Source organism: Thermosporothrix hazakensis (assembly GCF_003253565.1).
Taxonomy (GTDB): domain Bacteria; phylum Chloroflexota; class Ktedonobacteria; order Ktedonobacterales; family Ktedonobacteraceae; genus Thermosporothrix; species Thermosporothrix hazakensis.
This window is the reverse complement of sequence record NZ_QKUF01000027.1, coordinates 25471-44252: the sequence shown is the minus strand read 5'-3', so window position 1 is coordinate 44252 and position 18782 is coordinate 25471. Positions and strand designations below refer to the sequence as shown.

At 54.0% G+C, this 18782-nt stretch carries 16 protein-coding genes; 10 read left to right on the top strand and 6 right to left on the bottom strand.

From position 1 onward, the window contains the following. Nucleotides 1-48 precede the first annotated feature (48 nt). On the bottom strand, nt 49-558 hold the full coding sequence (locus tag EI42_RS25150) for an NUDIX domain-containing protein (protein ID WP_211326339.1): 510 nt from the start codon (nt 556-558) through the stop codon (nt 49-51). A gap of 443 nt (nt 559-1001) precedes the next feature. Between EI42_RS25150 and EI42_RS25145 the strand changes: the two genes are divergently transcribed. The 3 genes from EI42_RS25145 to EI42_RS25135 all read left to right on the top strand — a co-directional run bounded on the left by EI42_RS25145 (nt 1002) and on the right by EI42_RS25135 (nt 4937). Further along, nucleotides 1002-2099, top strand: a complete 1098-nt coding sequence (locus EI42_RS25145; protein ID WP_170142897.1) for a mannosyltransferase family protein — start codon at nt 1002-1004, stop codon at nt 2097-2099. A 289-nt stretch (nt 2100-2388) separates the two neighbouring features. Beyond that, complete coding sequence (gene rny, locus EI42_RS25140) at nt 2389-3942, top strand: ribonuclease Y (RefSeq protein WP_111325396.1); 1554 nt, start codon at nt 2389-2391, stop codon at nt 3940-3942. 113 nt (nt 3943-4055) lie between these two features. After that, nucleotides 4056-4937 carry a PHP domain-containing protein gene (locus EI42_RS25135; RefSeq protein WP_111325395.1) on the top strand — a complete coding sequence of 294 codons (882 nt, stop codon included), beginning with the start codon at nt 4056-4058 and terminating at the stop codon, nt 4935-4937. Between the two features lie 56 nt (nt 4938-4993). Here EI42_RS25135 and accC read toward each other — a convergent pair whose 3' ends face one another. Further along, entirely contained in the window at nt 4994-6541 is a 1548-nt protein-coding gene (accC, locus tag EI42_RS25130; protein ID WP_111325394.1) for an acetyl-CoA carboxylase biotin carboxylase subunit, read from the bottom strand. Between the two features lie 244 nt (nt 6542-6785). On the opposite strand from accC, the gene EI42_RS25125 reads away from it, so the two are divergent. Beyond that, complete coding sequence (locus EI42_RS25125) at nt 6786-9029, top strand: methyl-accepting chemotaxis protein (protein ID WP_111325393.1); 2244 nt, start codon at nt 6786-6788, stop codon at nt 9027-9029. Between the two features lie 61 nt (nt 9030-9090). Here EI42_RS25125 and EI42_RS25120 read toward each other — a convergent pair whose 3' ends face one another. The 3 genes from EI42_RS25120 to rpmI form a co-directional block, all read right to left on the bottom strand. Further along, entirely contained in the window at nt 9091-9933 is an 843-nt protein-coding gene (locus tag EI42_RS25120) for a TrmH family RNA methyltransferase (RefSeq protein ID WP_111325392.1), read from the bottom strand. An 87-nt stretch (nt 9934-10020) separates the two neighbouring features. Continuing rightward, the gene (rplT, locus tag EI42_RS25115; protein WP_111325391.1) at nt 10021-10377 is read right to left on the bottom strand and encodes a 50S ribosomal protein L20; all 357 of its coding nucleotides are present in this window, start codon (nt 10375-10377) and stop codon (nt 10021-10023) included. A 36-nt stretch (nt 10378-10413) separates the two neighbouring features. Further along, on the bottom strand, nt 10414-10617 hold the full coding sequence (gene rpmI, locus EI42_RS25110) for a 50S ribosomal protein L35 (RefSeq protein WP_111325390.1): 204 nt from the start codon (nt 10615-10617) through the stop codon (nt 10414-10416). A gap of 610 nt (nt 10618-11227) precedes the next feature. Here rpmI and rpsF point away from each other — a divergent pair. The 6 genes from rpsF to recJ all read left to right on the top strand — a co-directional run bounded on the left by rpsF (nt 11228) and on the right by recJ (nt 17361). Further along, complete coding sequence (gene rpsF / locus EI42_RS25105; RefSeq protein WP_111325389.1) at nt 11228-11827, top strand: 30S ribosomal protein S6; 600 nt, start codon at nt 11228-11230, stop codon at nt 11825-11827. A gap of 85 nt (nt 11828-11912) precedes the next feature. Further along, nucleotides 11913-12314, top strand: a complete 402-nt coding sequence (locus tag EI42_RS25100; RefSeq protein WP_111325388.1) for a single-stranded DNA-binding protein — start codon at nt 11913-11915, stop codon at nt 12312-12314. A gap of 18 nt (nt 12315-12332) precedes the next feature. Continuing rightward, nucleotides 12333-12650: a 30S ribosomal protein S18 gene (gene rpsR / locus EI42_RS34490; RefSeq protein WP_111325387.1), complete on the top strand. Its 318-nt coding sequence runs from the start codon at nt 12333-12335 to the stop codon at nt 12648-12650. Nucleotides 12651-12756: 106 nt separating this feature from the next. Beyond that, on the top strand, nt 12757-14166 hold the full coding sequence (locus tag EI42_RS25090; protein WP_111325386.1) for a peptidylprolyl isomerase: 1410 nt from the start codon (nt 12757-12759) through the stop codon (nt 14164-14166). Nucleotides 14167-14299: 133 nt separating this feature from the next. After that, nucleotides 14300-15508 (top strand): radical SAM family heme chaperone HemW, encoded by a 1209-nt coding sequence (hemW, locus tag EI42_RS25085; RefSeq protein ID WP_111325385.1) that lies wholly within the window; start codon nt 14300-14302, stop codon nt 15506-15508. A gap of 17 nt (nt 15509-15525) precedes the next feature. Next, a complete protein-coding gene (gene recJ, locus EI42_RS25080) occupies nt 15526-17361 on the top strand; it encodes a single-stranded-DNA-specific exonuclease RecJ (RefSeq protein WP_137686135.1) in 1836 nt (611 codons plus the stop codon). Nucleotides 17362-17413: 52 nt separating this feature from the next. Here the strand turns inward: recJ and EI42_RS25075 are convergent, their stop codons facing one another. Continuing rightward, a complete protein-coding gene (locus EI42_RS25075; protein ID WP_111325383.1) occupies nt 17414-18667 on the bottom strand; it encodes a Glu/Leu/Phe/Val family dehydrogenase in 1254 nt (417 codons plus the stop codon). Between the last annotated feature and the right edge of the window lie 115 nt (nt 18668-18782).

The following is an 18782-nucleotide window of genomic DNA, read 5'->3' as shown; positions in this document are numbered from 1 at the left end:
GTAGGAGCAAGCTTTTCCCCTCCCGCGCCCTCCTCTTTTCGCCCGGCACTATGCGGGTTCTCCATGCAACGCCGATTGATAGACCTCTGGCAGCTTCGGAACCGTCTCAAAGCGTGTTAGCTCATCAGGAACAATCCAGCGCATTTCGGTCGCCTCCCAATCGGGTTGAATCGTAAACGGCGGCACCACCTCAAAGAGAAACGGGTGAATAAAGAAATGGCGCCCCAACGCTTCGTCTACATGCTGTACAACCGCACCGGTTTTCAGCAAGCGAAGCTGATCGCGGTTCAGCCCCGTCTCTTCCTGAATCTCGGTATAGGCCTGTTCAAGGGGCGTCATTCCCTCCTCAACAAAGCCACTAATCCCGGCCCAGGCCCCATTATAACTCCCCACACGCTGGCTCCGACGAGCAAGCAAAATACGAGCCGGGCGCTCATCAGTCCTCATAAGAAAGCACGTTACAACATGTGTCTTCCGCAAAACCGACAGGGGACCAGTGCCCCGTGACGAAGACCCCTTAGAAAGGGGACCGGTTCCCGATCCTTGCTGGTTCATCATACTTATCCTCCCTGGAAAGGTGACAGCATGTACAAATTCCGCTATACTTTCAAAAGCTATATAACGAATGTGCTCCAAAGCGCCCCTTTTGAGCAGAACATGCAGGGGCAGCACAGAAGCAAGTGTTCGTCTCTGCTCCGACAGAACAAGAAATAAGTACCAGTTTATCTTCTGAAGAACTGGAAAGACCCGCTTTTATACCGTTTTACTAGTAGTAGACCTGATGACAAATTCAAAGCCTGGCAGGTATTTTTATTATGCAAACAACAACCAAAGATACTTCAAAGGAACAAGATAAGATAGAAAAGGACAGAAAACTATCCCGAGCGCTGCCTGCATTTCTTGCTCCCTGGTTCAAGGCAACACTTTCAATTCTCCCTATATACCTTATCACACGTTTCGTTTTTCTTCTACTCACCTATTTTGGGGGGATACTCTTTTTTGTGCCAAACTACTGGACCGGGAAACTCTCGGCGTCGGCGCTTCTCTACACCTGGCACCGTTGGGATGCCGTGCGTTTCACCAGTATTGCCGCAGACGGGTATCTCAAATTCGACAATGCGGCCTTTTTCCCACTCTTCCCGGCTCTGATGCGCCTGATTCAGCCGATCATGCCTTCACACAGCTTGCTGCTCGCCGGGATGGTGATCTCAAACCTGGCATTTCTCGGTGTTCTGGTCGTCCTCTTTCGGCTCGTTGAGACCGAGTTCGATCGTGAAACCGCGCATAAAACGGTGCTCTATCTCTCTATCTTTCCAACTGCACACTTTTTCTTTGCGGCCTACAATGAGTCCCTCTTTATTTTCTTTATGATCGCCAGTTTCTATGCAATGCGGCGTGGCGCCTGGTGGACAGCAGCGATTATCGGAGCGCTCTCGATGCTGACCCGCTCTATTGGCACCTTCGTTGCGATCATCTTTGTCTGTGAATATGCTCGTCAGCACTGGCCCGAACTCTGTCTGAGCTGGCGTGAACGGCGCCTTCTTCCCTATGTCCTGCGACAGATCCCCAATCTGATAGCCGTGCTGCTGATCCCGCTTGCACTCGGGATTTACATGCTCGGGCTCTATTACAGTATCGGCGATCCGCTGGCGTTTATGCATGCACAGGTGTTCTGGCGTGAATCGCTCAGTTTTCCGCTTGTGGCAATCTACCTGACCATTGAGCAGATTGTCACGCACTCACCTTTTACCTTCTTTACGGCCCATAACATTATTGATCTGGTGGCTCTGCTTGGCTTCCTGGTCTTGCTACTGATGGCAATCTTCGGAAAAGAGCGCTTCGCCCGACACCAGTGGACCTTCATCCTTTTCGGTCTCCTGGCACTGGTGTACTCGGTACTCTGGCCGAGCCTGCCACGCGCCGGCGGCTACGATCCGCTTGCCTCAACACAACGGTTTGTGCTGGAAATCTTTGCAGGCTTCATCATTCTGGCACGATTAGGAAAGAAACCCTGGTTTCATAATGGCTATCTGATGATTTCCCTGCCATTGCTGGCATTCTTTACCCTACAATTTATGACCGGGCATTGGACGGTATAAAATACCGTCTACCCGGCCTCCGCATTCGCCTTTCTTCTCTTTCTGCGAAAGTGCATCTTTCTACTTTCAGTAATACTTTCTTGCACTGATAGAGAAAATCTTCCCCTTTTTTGTGCTTGACGTAATGTTAACACTCTTAGTATAGTATTCTTGGCGCATAGTATACATTTGTAAATCCCACAGTATTCTGATGATTCAAATAGAGAGATTATGTGCTAATAACAGCAATAACGGATTCATACTCGCCTTATTACAGGCCTGTTACCGTCACTACTGGAGGTAGGACGACGTGACCGCAACAGATATTATCCTGGCTATTGTCGTTCTGGTGATCGGAGCTTTGCTCGCTCTTTTCGTCGGATACTGGCTAGGATCATTAAAGAAAAAAGGACAATACGATGAGAGCCTGCGCGCCCTGAAAGAAGCCAGCGAGCAACGACTTCTGGAAGTGCAGACAGAGCAGCGTGAGGCCCTCCGTGAAGCGCGAGAAGAAACGGCACGCTTCCGCGCGACCATAGAGCGAGAAAATGCAGAGCGCCGCTCAGAGCTACAACGCCAGGAGCACCGGATTCAGCTCAAAGAGGAGGCGCTGGAGCGGAAACTTGAGCAGATTGAGCAGCGAGACAAGAAGCTCACCGCCAAAGAGCGCCAGCTAGAGCAACTCCGCGAAGAGGTGGAAAAGCTCAAACAGCAGCAGCTTCAGGAACTCGAACGCATTTCTCAGCTTACAGAAGAGCAGGCAAAAGAACAGTTGCTCAGCAGAATTGAGCAAAAGGTCAGAACGCAGGCCTCGCAGCGGATCAGGATGATCGAGGATCAGGCCCGTGTTGAAGCCGAGACTCGCGCCCGCGAAATTATCACTCTCGCCATTCAGCGCTGCGCCTCGGATCAGGTCGCTGAGGCCGTGGTCTCCGTGGTGCCGCTGCCGAACGACGAGATGAAGGGGCGCATTATTGGCCGCGAGGGACGCAATATTCGGGCGCTGGAAGCAGCTACCGGTGTTGATCTGATTATTGATGACACCCCCGAAGCAGTGATCCTCTCCGGCTTTGATCCGGTGCGCCGAGAAGTTGCCCGTATCGCCCTGACCAAGCTGATTATTGATGGCCGCATTCACCCGGCTCGTATTGAAGATGTCGTCGCGAAAGCCCGTCAGGAAGTGGACAACATTATTCGCGAGGCCGGTGAAAACGCCGCGATGGAAGCCAATGTGCATGGCCTTCAGCCCGATCTCCTCAAGATTCTGGGGAGGCTGCACTTCCGCACCAGCTACGGGCAAAACGTCCTTGCTCACTCGGTGGAGGTCTCTATTCTGGCTGCAACAATGGCGCATGAGCTTGGCGCGGATGTCAATGTCTGCAAGACGGCAGCTCTGCTTCATGATCTGGGCAAAGCAGTCGATCAGGAAGTAGAAGGCCCACACGCCATTGTTGGTGGCGAGATCGTGCGCCGCTTCGGCAAATCGCCGAAGATCATTCACGCCATCGTCGCGCACCATGCCAGCGAGACCGAACCTCAAACACTCGAAGCAGCTATTGTACAGGCCGCCGACGCGATTTCAGCCGCTCGCCCGGGCGCTCGCCGCGAAACGGTTGATCTCTACATCAAGCGACTTGAGGCGCTGGAGCATATCGCGAATTCTTTTACCGGTGTCGAGAAATCGTTTGCTATTCAGGCAGGTCGCGAGATCCGCATTATTGTCAAGCCAGAAGAAGTAGACGAATATGCGGCGGCACAGCTTGCCAGCGATATCGCACACAAGATCGAAGAGAGCCTCGATTATCCTGGCCAGATCAAAGTGTGCGTGGTTCGCGAAACGCGCTCTGTCGACTACGCTCGCTAGTCCGCGCGATTTGACCTGATACAATTGAAGGGTGTCCGTAAAGGCCAGGTCCATACTCGGCTTGGCCCTTGCGGCCACCCTTCACGATAAGAGAAAAGGACCACAAACAATCTATGCATAACACCGTCGATTTACATACACATTCAACAGCCTCCGATGGACTCTATTCCCCCACAATTCTGCTGGAAAAAGCGCAAGAAGCGGGGCTCCGCGTGCTTGCCCTGACCGACCACGATACCACAAACGGTCTGGACGAAGCGGCAGAAGCGGCCAGAGCCCGCGACATTGAGTTTATCCCAGGCATCGAGATTAACACCACAGTCGGCAAATCCGAAATTCACGTTCTGGGCTACTATCTTGAATATAAGCGTCCCGAATTCCAGGCCACCATTAAGATACTGCGTGATGCCCGCGAACTGCGAGGCAAGCGGATGGTCGAGCTACTGAATGAGAACGGCATCAACATTTCCTGGGATCGTGTACGTGAGCTGGCAGCCGGTGCCGTAGGCCGTCCACACGTTGCACAGGCCCTGGTTGAAGCAGGCTATGTTCAGAGTGTGGCAGAGGCCTTCGAGCAGTATATCGGAAGCGGCTGCATCGCCTATGTACCGCGCTACAAGCTCTCTCCCGCCGATGCCGTGCGCCTGATCGCCAGCGCCAACGGCCTGCCCGTGATGGCCCATCCGGTCTCGCTGCCCGGACTGGACGAACTTCGTAACTGGCTACCTGAGCTCTGTCACGCCGGTCTGGTCGGTCTGGAATCCTACTACGGGGATTATAGCGATGAAGACGTTCAGGCATTGCTTGCGCTTGCAAAGGAGTATAATCTGATCCCGACCGGTGGCACCGACTTCCACGGCCCCGGAATCCACCCGACACCGCTTGGCGCACGCTATGTGCCCTACGAGTCGGTTGAGCGGCTGAAAGAGGCAGCCGCCAAACGCAAAGGCCAGAACCCACCCGCGTTCACGCTGCCGGAACCGGTCAAGGAATAAACAGAAAGAAGGAGCAGCGCTACTCATACCCCTGCTCCTTCTTTCTTGTAGCGTTTCTACCAGCGTGTCACGGCATCACGCCAGCGACTGCGCCCCTCATGTCCATTCTGCGCCAGCGGCTGGCGACGGAGTTTTTCATCCTCAATCTTTGCATGAAGGAGCAGGCCAGCAGCGATCGCAGCAACCTGTTCTTCTGAAAGCTGCTCCTCGGCCTCCGGCTCCTTTTGCAGCAAGCGGGCGTCCCATTCCTCCGCAATAAAATCGGTGGACATATCACCGGCAATAAAGCGGGGATGATCCATCAGCCAGCGGGCGAACGGGATCGTCGTGCGGACACCGACAATATGATACTCATCCAGCGCACGACGCAAGCGAGCAATAGCCTGCATGCGATCTTTCCCCCAGACGATCAACTTGGAGAGCAAGGGGTCATAGTAGAGCGGGACCTGTAACCCGGCATAGAGACTACTATCCACACGTACGCCCGGACCTGAGGGCTCCTGCAACGCCTGTACTGTCCCGGTCGCGGGCAGGAAACGGTTTTCGGGGTCTTCCGCTGAAATACGGCATTCAATTGCGGAACCTCTCAGTTCCACCTGCTCTTGCGTAAAGGAGAGCGGCAACCCGGCAGCGACGCGAAATTGTTCCTGCACCAGATCGATGCCCGTGACCCATTCCGTGACGGGATGCTCGACCTGAACACGTGCGTTGACCTCAAGAAAATAGAAGTTGCGGTCGGGCCCAACCAGAAACTCAGCGGTGCCCGCATTGACATATTGAATCGAGCGCACAAGGTTAATGGTTGCAGACGTCATGCGCTCGCGTAACTCAGCATCGACGATCGGAGACGGAGACTCTTCAATCAGTTTCTGATGGCGACGCTGAATACTGCACTCGCGTTCCCCCAGATGAACCACATTGCCATGTGTATCGGCGATAAACTGAACCTCAACGTGACGGGCAGGCGCAATCGCTTTCTCAAGATAGACCCGGCTATCACCAAAAGCGCTCATGGCCTCACTTCGTGCCGTTCGCAATGAGGGGAGCAGCTCACGCGAGTCACGTACAAAACGGATGCCCTTGCCGCCACCACCAGCCGCCGCCTTTAAGAGAAGCGGATACCCGATCTTCTCGGCGATAGCGACCGCCTCTGCGTCATCGGCAACGTCGGCCATCGCACCCGGCACAATGGGAACTCCAGCCTCGCTGGCGGTCCGCCGTGCTGCTGTCTTTTCACCCATTGCCAGTTGCGCCTCAGCGGGCGGGCCAACAAAGATCAGACCGGCCTCCGTACAGGCTCGCACAAACTCGGCATTCTCTGATAGGAAACCATAGCCAGGATGTACCGCCTGTGCCCCAGAACGTCTGGCAACATCCAGCAACGCTGGAATAGACAAATAGCTCTGCGCTGCCACCGCCGGGCCAATATGATACGCCTCATCGGCCATACGAACATGCAACGCGTTTCTATCGACATCGCTATAGACCGCAACACTGCGTAAGCCCAGTTCGCGGCAGGCTCGAATCACACGAAGTGCGATCTCACCGCGATTCGCAACCAGCACCTTTTGAAACGGCCAGTGCGCAACAGAGTGTGTATCCATCTGAAGGCTCCTTCGACTTCTGAGTTTTCTCTTCGTCCACAGTATAGCACGCATTTCCGCACATGCATAGGAAAAAAAGGCCACTCGCACTTTTTAATATTTCATTTCCACGAAAAGTCGGGTACACTGCAAGTTGATCTATTTTTGGCATTGAGCTATTTCGCCGTACAACACTACCTTACTTTTCTGACTCGTACATAAAACTGTCAGAAGTACCTGCCGCCTATGGAGGACGCTGCATACCATGCTAAAATTCATCTCCAACATCCCTATCTTTCGCCGCCTCTTCAGTGCGTTCTTATTGGCGGCGGTTATCCCCGGCATTGTGATCGGGGTTCTGGGATGGTTCTTTACCAACACGGTCAACGATCGCAGCGAGCAGTTGAAGCTAACCGCCGCGATGGTACAACAAAGCACCCACATTGATACCGCACTCAAAGATCTTTCGACACAACCCCGCCTGGAATATCCTATCTGGGCCCAGAGTCAATATCAGGCACAGCTTCCGACCATTATTCAGGAGGTCCACCAGAAGCAAGGACAGGTCGATAAAGATATCACCAAATTCACGCAAGAATATGAAGTCAATACATCGGCTAAAATGGGGCGCATTAAAGCAACCCTGAGCCAGGATCTCCCCGACCCCGGCATTCTGGATCAACAACAGAAGCTCTTCAAGAACGTGCGCGAGAAGCTCTGGCCTGACTTCATGAATGCGCAGAACAACCTGCTCAAGCATCTGGAGGCATCGACCATTACCGCCAACCCAACCGCCGATGCAGACAAGAAAGCGCTGGATGATGCATTTAAGGCGCTCAATGATTCCTGGAAGCAGATCGATACCATCGCGAACCAGATAAATACCCAGACCGCCACAACAGGCCCATCTATTACCAACGCGCTTATTTTCGCGACCATTATCGCCTTGCTCGTCACAATGGTCTTCGTTATCTTCATCGGTTACATCGTGAACCTGACCATCACGAACCCGCTCCTCCATCTGGCCACCCTGACCAAGCGGATCGCCAAAGGTGAGACCAATGCCCGAGCACAGCTACAGGGCCGTGATGAGATCTACACTGTTGCCCAGTCGATGAACAACATGCTCGACAACATCGTACGCCTGATCCAGGAGACGCAGGCACAACGCGACTCGCTGCAAGGGCAGGTCGAAAAGCTGGTCAGCGAGGTCAGCGGTGTCGGTGAAGGTGATCTGCGCGTACAGGCAGAGGTCACGGCTGACGCGCTGGGAGTGCTGGCCGACTCCTTTAACTACATGGTGGAAGAGCTTGGAAGCCTGGTTGTCCGCGTCAAAGTTGTGGCAAGCGAAGTTGAAAAAACAACCTCAACCATTCTTGACAGTATGACGCAGCTTGTGGAAACGGCTGACGTCCAGATTCAGCAGATGGGCGAAGCCGGGGTTGAGGTCGAGAACATGGCAGCCTCAAGTCGGCAAGTGGCAGAACGCTCACAGATGCTCTTCGATGTTGCGAATAAAGCGCGTGAAGACGCTCATGGTGGTCGTAACGCACTACAACAGGCCGTAGAAGGAATGGGCCGTATTAACGAGAACGTGCAGGGCACAGCGCTGAAAGTCCAGATGCTTGGCGAGCGCTCGCGTGAGATTGACGAAATCGCTGAGGCAATGACCACCATCGCGCACCAGACGAACCGTCTTGCACTGGACGCCGCTATTCAGGCAGCTATGGCAGGTGAGAACGGTAAAGGCTTTGGCGCGGTCGCAGCCGACATCCGCCGTCTGGCAGAACGCGCAAAGGATCAGGCAACCAGTATCGGTCGTATCGTACGCGGCGTTCGTGAAGAGATCGGCGCAGTGGCCCTCTCGATGCAGGAAACCCAGCGCGAAACTGCTGCTGGTAGTAGACTGACACAGGAAGCCGGTATCGCACTGAGCTCAATCTTCTCCGCCATTGAACATCAGGCTCGCGAAGTTGAAAACATTAACAAAGCGGCCATGCAACAGCTCCAATCATCCAGCGCAATCGTGCGTATCATGCATGAGGTTGCCGAATCCACGAAGCAGAGTAGCGTCAATACCCGCGAAGCGTCCGGAAACATGGAACGCCTCGCCCGCCTTGTTGAGCAGCTCCGTGCCTCGGTGGAAGCCTTCAAACTGCGTGAAGATCAAGAATACTACATGGCAAACAGTGGTATGGGTCTCACCGCAGAGGATAGCAGCGAGAACCCGCTGACTTTCAGTGGCGTATTCCGTACCGTCAGCGCGACCGCACAGCCCGCTGAGGTTCAGGAAGGGACCTTCGATTCGCTCCCCCAGGGAATGCCCGCGTTTACACCGGCCTCGTTTGAGGAGAATCAGATCAGCTTCCCTGATAACTGGGATTGGAACCAGTCCACACCGCCGCTGCCCTCCTGGTCGGGTGAGCATCAGGCAGCCGGAAACAACAACAGTCAAACGCCTGAATCCTTCCCGGGAAGCAGCCCACGCTGGCCACAATCAGGCTTCTAGATCAAAAAGCAAAAGGCCTCTCACGTTTTGATGAGAGGCCTCTTTTTTGTCAGCTTGCGTTTTAGATTGGGAAGGCGCGTCCCTGCCTGCGCTGACGCACCGCCTCATACAGAATAATCCCTGTTGCCATTGCCGCGTTCAGCGACTCCACTCCAGAAGCAAGGGGAATCGAAATGGACTCTGTTGCCCGCTGGCGTGCCTCGGCAGAAGGGCCGTGGGCCTCGTTGCCGATCACCAACGCAAATGGTTGCGCCAGATCCAGATCATAATACATCTGCGCGCTCCCAGCCTCTGCCAGAAGCACACGCCCCCCACAATGCTGCTGCACCGCTTCGGTGATTGCATCCCAACTCATATTGTGCTGCACTGGCAGCAGGAGATGAGCGCCAGCAGCCGCCCGCACAACCTTTGGATTGAAATAATCCACGCACTCAGGCGTTAGCAGGACCGTCTCGACATCAGCCGCCAGAGCTGTACGCAGAATTGTCCCCATATTGCCCGGGTCCGCCAGATTATCCAGAATCAACAGGGCGGGACGCTTACCCCCCGCCCGTCGCGCCCGAACGGGCTCCGGCGCAAAGTCCGCCATTGCCAGCACACAGACAACACCTTGAGAGGTCTGGGTCTCGCCAATCGCTTCAATCACGCGCTCACTGACCTCAAACAAGCGCTGTTGCGGGAGCAGCCGCAGGATACGTTGCAAGAGGTCCCGCCCTTCAGGGGTTCGCTCAAGTAAAGCGGGATGGTAGTAGACCTCTTGCGGGAGCAACTGCGCATCCAGCAGGGCAGCCAACAGGTGTGGCCCTTCCATCAGGAACAGACCGGTCTTCTTGCGTCCACGCGTTGTATGCAGGCTCTGGAGTCGGGTGATACGTGGATTCGATGGACTGGAAAGAAACGTCATAGAACAAATAATGCGCCGGAATCAATGATCCGGCGCACCCTCGATTGAAAAATGCTTATTGCAGAATAACGTGCAACGTCCAACCTGCTACTTCACGGCTGCCATTGCCTTTTCAACGAGCGAGCTGAAAGCAGCCTGATCGTTGACAGCCATCTCAGCCAGAATCTTGCGATCCACATCAATATTTGCAACATGGATGGCATGCATCAGAACGCTGTAAGAGATGCCGTGCATGCGGGCTGCCGCATTGATACGTGTGATCCAGAGGCGGCGCATGTCGCGCTTGCGGTTACGGCGGTCGCGATACATGTACGCCATCGAGCGCATCAGGGTTTCATGTGCAGGACGGAACAAACGGCGACGTGTTCCGCGCTGACCCTCTGACATGCGCAAAAACTTTTTATGCTTCTTGTGAGCGGTTACACCACGCTTAACTCTTGGCATAGTTCTTTATGAATCCTCCGTTCTTCTCGCTAAAGCCTAAAAGGCGTAAGGAAGCAGACGCTTGAGACGGCGTGTATCGCCCGTTGCAAGCTGGAACTTCTTGTCAGAACCGCGAATTGCGGCTGCCGATTTTCTGCGGCGCAGGTGGCTGATATTGCCCTTACGGCGCAGGAACTTGCCAGAGCCGGTTCGGTAAACCCGCTTTGCCATTGCCTTGTGTGTTTTCAGTTTCTGCTTCATTTCTCTCTTCTTCCTTATTACTGATCCGCGGGGAATGCGCCCCCTCAGAGACAACGTCAGACTATACCAGTTCCATTCGGGAAGATGCCTGACGACTTCTTGAGAGGAGTTCAAACAAGTCAAAACCCTTCAAACGTTGTTCCATCAAAGGCGCAGAGAAGCCTTTTTCAAGAATGCCCCCGCTTGCGCAACGCATTATAACATAAGAGCATTGACAGTCGCAACTGCTGGCCTCAAATGTCCTGGTTCTTTCCGCTTTGCCACTTTTGCGGAGTATGAAAAGAATAGAGCGATGAGAAGGAGAACTAACGCTCGAACGAAATTCGTGGTTTTGCTCGACTCTATTGTCAGGTATAGCGAACAATGCTATAATAGCGTGGTATTAAATGCCCGCTCGTGATGTGTTTCATCATAAAGCATTCTGTATCATCATATGATGACAGAGGAACAGGCATTTCATCCCACGCCCGTAGTGGGGAAAAATACAGTAGTGAGCCGCTAAACCGCCTTTATTTCTCCAGACAACGTCGGTGCCAGCCTCCGCAACAGCAGAAAAGCTGGTAAGCAGTCGTGTGTCACTGGGAGAAAGGGGAAACGTGCGGCATCTGTTATGCGTCAACAATGGTTGATGCTCCACCTGCTCTGGCGACACCGCGTGTCAGACCAGAAGCAAACCCAAAGGAAGGAGGTTGACTTCGTGCGTAGAGATTATGAACTCGGGTTCATTCTCAATCCCGAAGCCAACGAAGATCAGATACGCGCCCTTTTAGAGCGTATCGAACAGATCGTCGCTAATCATGGCGGCCAGATTGTAAAGGTAAATCAGTGGGGACGCCGGCGTCTGGCATACCCCATCGAGCGCCACCGCGACGGATATTACATCTTTATTGACATGATCCTGACCCCTGAGTCCGTGAGCGAACTTGAGTACACAATGAAGGTCACGGAAACTATTCTCCGGTACATGGTCAAGAAACGCGATCCGAAGGCTGTCCAGAAGGAGCGCGCAGAGCGAGCCGAGCGCGAGGCCCGCGAAGCACGTGCAGCCGAGGCTGCCGCCGCCGCAGAAGCAGCGAAAGCAGAACAGGCCGAGCAGACAGAGGCAACCGAAGCACCCGCTCAGGAAGCACCTGCTGAAGAGGCCCCTCAGGCTACAGAGGAAGAGTCTTCCACACCGGCCAGCTCCGAAGGTGAGTCCGTTCAGGCCTAGTATCAGTCAAGTCGTCCGGGATAGTTCGTTCGTTCTCCTGCAAGAAGAGTCGGGCTGGAAGCAGTCGAAAGGATTTAGCTGAGACATGAACAAGATTATATTGATCGGGAACCTGGGACGCGATCCCGAATTGTCCTATCTGCCCGATGGGACAGCAATGGTCAAGTTTTCACTGGCAGTAAGCAAAAGAACAAAGTCTGCAAGCGGTGAGCGTGAAACAGATTGGTTCAATATCGTGGCCTGGCGGCAGCTGGCCGAGACCTGCTCGCGCTTTCTGCACAAAGGGTCCAAAGTCTACATTGAAGGTCGGGTCAATATCCGCCGCTACACCGACAGTAACAATGTCGAGCGCACAGCGGTTGATGTGACCGCAACCGATATGGAAATGCTGACGCCGAAAAACCAGCAGCCCGCTGCCAGTAATGACGCTGACTCCTTCCTCGATATGAGCAACGACCTGGGAGATCTGGACGCGCATCCCTTCTGATTATGAAGGAGAAAGTTCGTGCAAAAACGTACGGATACAGCATCAGCTACAACCACAAGCGCTCCGGCAACACCGTCGCCTCGTCCGCGTCGGGAGCGCGGTGAGCGCGGTTCACGCCGTAAGGTATGTCAGTTCTGCCACGAGCATATTCGCGAGATTGACTATAAGGATGTCAACCGCTTCATGAAACGGTTCATCTCCGATCGTGGCAAGATCGAACCTCGCCGCAAAACTGGTACCTGCGCCAAACACCAGCGCGGCTTGAGCACAGCAATCAAGCAGGCCCGCTATATGGCCCTGCTCCCCTACACAGCAGAACATATGCGTGGGATGTAGTGACGGATAAGAGGAGGCAAGAGACACCACCCCGGTGCTCTTGTCTCACCGTCTTGTGTTCCTCCTGACGCGGCTTCGGCCAGGGATATCCTTACTGGAGGTTTCAATGAAAACTCAGGCAGCGCGTCGCCCCAGCAATAAGCGACCTACACGCTCTGCAAAAATTCGCAAATATCAACGACAGACGGCGCACGTTGAGGCACGCCGCGACGGCAAACCTCTGATATTTGGTTGGGGAGGGCACCTTTCCCAAAAAGAAAAACTCAGTCTACAACGCCGCGCTATTTGGTCCCTTGTTATCGTCTTCGCCGTCATTATTGTCGCTCTTCTTGTCGGTTTCTGGATCAATATCAATATCGTTATCCCCAATAGCCCGCTTGTCACGGTAAACGGTGAGAAAGTTCCACAGGCCGATTATCGCAAAATGGTCGCTGTCAAAGCCCAGCTGCGCGCCAATGATATCGAAGCGCTTCAAACAAAAAGCGATAATCTGAAAAAGCAGATCGATCCACAGCAGAAAGTTGTCAACGATCTTAATAAACAGGTTGAGGACCTGCAAAACAAGCTGAAAAGCAGCTCTGCCGACGCAAAGCCCGACCTGGAAAAACAGCTTAACGAGAAAAAGGCAAAGCAGGATACCGAACAGAAAAAGCTGAATGATCTGCAAATGCGCTATAACGCGATTGTACAAAACGATATCCCAAACCAGAAGCAGCTTTACACGCAGCAACAGGTCGGCGCGGAAAGTACCGATCTTCTCCTTGAGGACATTTTGATTCGCCAGTGGCTTGCGGACCCTCAGCACGCCTCTCTGAGCAATCAAATTAACCCGACGCCGCAGATGGTTGATAAGGCACTCAATGACTTCAAACAGGGAATGCCGAAATCGCTGACCTATGACAAATTCCTTCAGGATAACCACCTGAGCAATGAGGATGTGCGCAATATGCTCACTGTGAAGGTGCGCCAGGATAACATGAAAAAGTACCAGGCCGACCAGGTGACATCGCCTTCCTATCAGGTTCAGGCCAGCCATATCATCCTTGACACGCCCGAGGCTGCGAAGAAAGTGCTCGACCAGCTCAAGAAAGGGGCCAACTTCGCCAAGCTTGCGAAAGAGCAGTCAAAGGATTCCGATACCAAAGACAAAGGCGGTGAGCTCGGTTGGATGATCCCAGGCCAGTACTCGATTGACCGCGTCTCGAAGGTCGGCGTAGCCGGAGATCTCTGGCTCTTCGATCCAAAGCGAACTGTGAACGAGGTAAGCCCGGTGATTAACGACGGTGGCACCTATCGTATTCTCAAAATCACAGGCATTGAGAAATCACGCAACGTCGACGAGAAGACGCTGAAGAACGTGAAAGATAATGCCTATACTGTCTGGGTGCTCAAAGAAAAGGCCCGCCTGGGTGATAAGATCTCGCAGGTGGATGATCAGATGAAGCTGGATTCGGCTAATATGCCGTCAAATCTGCCAGTCTCGCCACCAACGCAACAGTCGCCCTATGGTGGATGATAGAGCAGGGCAACCGTCCAATCATCGTAACGCAGCAAAAACACCATAGCAATGAGCGGGGAATCCAGCGAGTACAAACACTGTGTGCTCGACCTTCCCCGCTCTCTTTTCATCAAAAGAGAAACACAAAGATATGACCACGTTTGCAACCGGTACAACCAAACCAGAAACGGAGATCCAGAGGCTGCTTGAAACCGCCGCTCTCTATCTCCATATTCCTTTCTGCCATACCCGCTGCTACTATTGCGACTTTAATACCTACGCGGGTATTCTTCCCATGCGCGAGCCCTATGTTCGCGCCTTGTTAACAGAAATAGAGCTTGCAGGCGAGATGGCGCGCCTACCCGATGGCTCTCCGCGTCGCTCACGTACTATCTTTTTTGGAGGTGGCACCCCGAGCCTGTTAAGCGTCGAACAGATCTCTCGTCTGCTCGATGCCTGCCGCTCGGCCTTTGCTGTCGACGAGGATGCTGAGATCACGCTAGAAGCCAACCCCGGCACCCTGACACAGGAGCAACTGGAAGGATTGCGCCGGGCTGGCATCAACCGCTTGAGTATGGGAGCTCAGAGTTATGATGCTCACCTGTTAAAAACGCTCGGTCGTATCCATACCCCGGAAGAGATCACGCAGGCCGTTCACTATGCACGGGCCGCCGGATTCACCTCGATCAATCTGGACTTTATGTTTGGCCTGCCCGGTCAGACCATGCAACACTGGCGTGACACGCTTGAGCAGGCGCTTGAGCTCCACCCGGAACACTTCTCGCTCTACTCGCTCATCGTTGAGGAAGGCACCCCGTTCTATAAATGGGTTGAAGAGAAGCGCATTGTGCCCGGAGACGAGGACCTCTGCGCAGATATGTATGAATACGCGGACGAGCACCTTCGCGTCGCTGGCTACCAGAACTATGAGATCTCGAACTGGGCGCTCCCCGGACACCAGAGTAAGCATAATCTGACCTACTGGCAGAATCTCCCCTATATTGGGATGGGAGCGGGAGCCTACTCGTTCTTCGATGGCAAGCGTTTCTCCAACGAGCGCGAGCCGCGCGAGTATATCAAACAACTCAAGGCCCGTACGCTTCCCATTGTTGAGAGCGAAACCGTCTCACTTGAACAGGCAATGGCCGAAACATCTTTTCTGGCATTGCGCACCGCCCAGGGGCTGCATCTGCCCACGTTTGAGCAGCGCTTCTCTCTTCCCTTTGCCCGCTTCGTTGGCGATCGACTTCAGCTCGTTGAGGAAGCTGGACTCTTAGAGCACGAGAATGGTTGGTTACGCCTCTCAAAGAAAGGCAGGCTCCTCGGGAACGAAGTTTTTCTACGACTGCTACCTGACTAGTAAAGGATAAAGGAAACGTGGCATCACACGAGCGATCATCAACAAAAGCATCACCATCATGGGAGGTAATGCCCTGCCTCCCGGGCGACCTCTTCAAAGAAGCGGCTCGATACGGAATCCAACCTGTACAGGCACAACTGCTGCATAATCGCGGGATTACCTCTCCTGAAGAGATGCAGCGCTTCTTGAACGCTCACTTCAAGGACACGCGTGACCCTTTTCAGCTTATCGATATGCGGAAAGCCGTCACACGGATACAGCAGGCACTGGAAAGCAAGGAGCATATCACGGTTTATGGGGACTACGATGCCGACGGTGTCACTTCCTCGGCCCTGCTCTATCGCGCCCTGCGACGCCTGAAACAGCCCGATGCCCCGCTGAGCTTCCATATCCCCGACCGCCTGCATGACGGTTGTGGTTTGAACCTTCCCGCCCTGGATATGTTGAAGGCCCGCGGAACCTCCCTCATCGTCACAACCGATTGTGCCAGTTCCGATGTTGAACAGGTTGCCTATGCTCGCTCGCTCGCTATGGATGTCATCATCACGGATCACCATCACCCGCCAGCCGAACTGCCCGCCGCCGTCGCAATGGTCAATCCCTGGCGTCCTGATTGTCCCTATGGAGAACGCTATCTCTGTGGGGTTGGCATTGCCTTCAAGCTGGCTCAGGCGCTCTATCAGGTCTATCAGCGACCAGAAGAAGAGCTGTTGGAATTACTGGACCTGGTTGCAATCGGCACAATCGCTGATATAGCGCCCCTACTTGGCGAAAACCATATTCTGGTACAGCTTGGCCTGCAACGCCTCAATAGGACTCAAAAATGCGGCCTTCTGGAGCTGATCAAGCATACAACGTTGCGCCTGGGTTCAATTCGTGAGCGCGATATTGCGTTCAGCCTGGCGCCTCGTATCAATGCCGCGGGCCGGATGAAAGATGCAGGCATTGCGTTCCGTCTGCTCACGACCGACGATCCAGAAGAAGGCGCCCGACTCGCAGCCGAACTCAATGCGCTGAATCTGAGCCGGCAACAGGAAACCGAGACACTGATGCGCTTTGTGCGTGAAGAGGCACAGAAACACCCTGCGCACCCGGTAATTCTGGTTAGCGGCCAGGATTGGCACGAAGGCATTATCGGGCTGGTTGCCGGAAAGCTAGCCGATGAGCTGCAAAAACCCGTGCTGGTTGTCAGCCATGATCAGCAAACCCAACTCAGCCGGGGCTCAGCGCGCAGCCAGAAGAACTATAACATTATTGAGGCGTTGCGCAGCTTCCCCGGCGAATTTGTGCGCTTTGGCGGCCACACGCAGGCAGCAGGCTTTACGATTGCCAGCGACGCCATTCCCGAGCTGTATGAGCATCTCTTGAACTGGACCGGCTCGCCGCTCACAGCGATCGTTGAGGAGACTGAAGACGAGGAGGAACAGGCAGAGTTGGAACGGCTGATTACCGGACAGCCCCGCACCATTGACCTGGTGTTTGAGAAGATCACCCTCTCGCAGCTCACTTATGATTTCTATCTCCAGATCCGCCGGCTTGGCCCGTTTGGCAATAGTAATCCTGAGCCAGTCTTCAAAATGGAGCATCTACGCCTGCTTCGGAGTCGGGTTACCGGACGCTCTGAGCGCCTCAATCTGAGCGTGCTGCTGGAGCATCCCGAAGAACACGGTCAGCAACGTTGGGCTACTGTCCCCAGAGGTGGGCACCTTTTTGAGCGGCTCAAGGGGGTCAAACACGTGGATATCATCTTCAGCCTGGAGGCCTCCGAGGATGAGAACCGCACCGAAACCTGGATCAAAATTCTCGATATTCAGCCGAGCGAGCAGACAGAAAACACACAAAAGCCGGTGTAGGAAACCCCGTACACCGGCATTCGCTTTTTTATGGAGATGCAAGAAACCACGCTTACGGATATACACCGCGAATTTCTGTCGCTTCTGCTACCCGTGCAACAGCCAGCAGATACGCTCCCATGCGCAGATTCGTTCGCTGCTCCTCTGCTTTTGCTTTCACAGCCTGATATGAGCGCTTCATAATCTTTTCCAGGCGCATATTAATCTCATCCTCAGCCCAGAAGAAGCGTTGCAGGTCCTGAACCCATTCAAAGTAACTCACCGTGACACCGCCAGCGTTTGCCAGAATATCAGGCACCACCGTGATACCGCGCTCATTCAGAATCGCATCGGCCTCAGGCGTTGTCGGTCCGTTCGCCGCCTCAATAATCAGGCGAGTATTGATCTGAGCCGCGTTATGTCCGGTAATCTGATTTTCCAGCGCCGCGGGAATCAACACATCGCAGGGGAGTGTCAGTAATTCGGCATTGGTGATCTCCTCGGCCTCAGGGAAACCTCTCAGGCCTCCATGCTCGCGTGAAAAGCGGGTAGCCTTCGGAATATCAATCCCATCTGGATTATAGAGACCACCGGAGATATCGCTGATGCCGATGACTTTGCAGCCGGACTCATGTAGCAGCCGGGCAGCAATACCGCCAACGTTTCCAAAGCCCTGAATCACAACCCGGCATTTCTCAGGCTGCATATTCATGTCTTGCATCGCTTCCAGTGCCACCACCTGCACACCACGAGCGGTTGCTTCAAGGCGGCCCTCACTCCCGCCGATTGCAAGTGGCTTCCCGGTGATCACAGCCGGCACCGAATACCCCTGATGCATGGAATAGGTATCCATAATCCAGGCCATCACCTGAGGGTTGGTATTCATATCAGGAGCGGGAATATCGCTATCAGGGCCGATCAGAATCGAAATCTCGGTTGCATAGCGGCGCGTCAGGCGTTCGATCTCAGCCATAGACATCTTATGCGGGTCACAGATCACACCGCCTTTGGCTCCGCCGTAGGGAATGCCAACAACCGCGCATTTCCAGGTCATCCACATCGCCAGAGCACGCACCTCGTCTAACGACACCTCTGGACTGAAGCGAATCCCACCTTTCGCCGGTCCCCGGTTAATATTGTGCTGTACCCTGTACCCTGTAAACATTTCAACATCGCCGTTGTCCATGCGGACAGGGAAATTGACAATCAATTCGCGTTTTGGTTTCCGCAGAATTGCACGCATCGCCTGTGATAAGCCCAGTCGCTCCGCAGCTTCGTCAAACTGAGCAACCGCCATTTCGTACGGGTTCATCACATCAATAGCCATTATGAAAGTACCTCCTTAGGCACCGGCCACCTCAGGCCAGCTTGCTGCATTGCACATGGAGCACCATTGCTCACTGAGTAGTGGTGAAACTCCCAACATAAACCGTTCTTTCAAG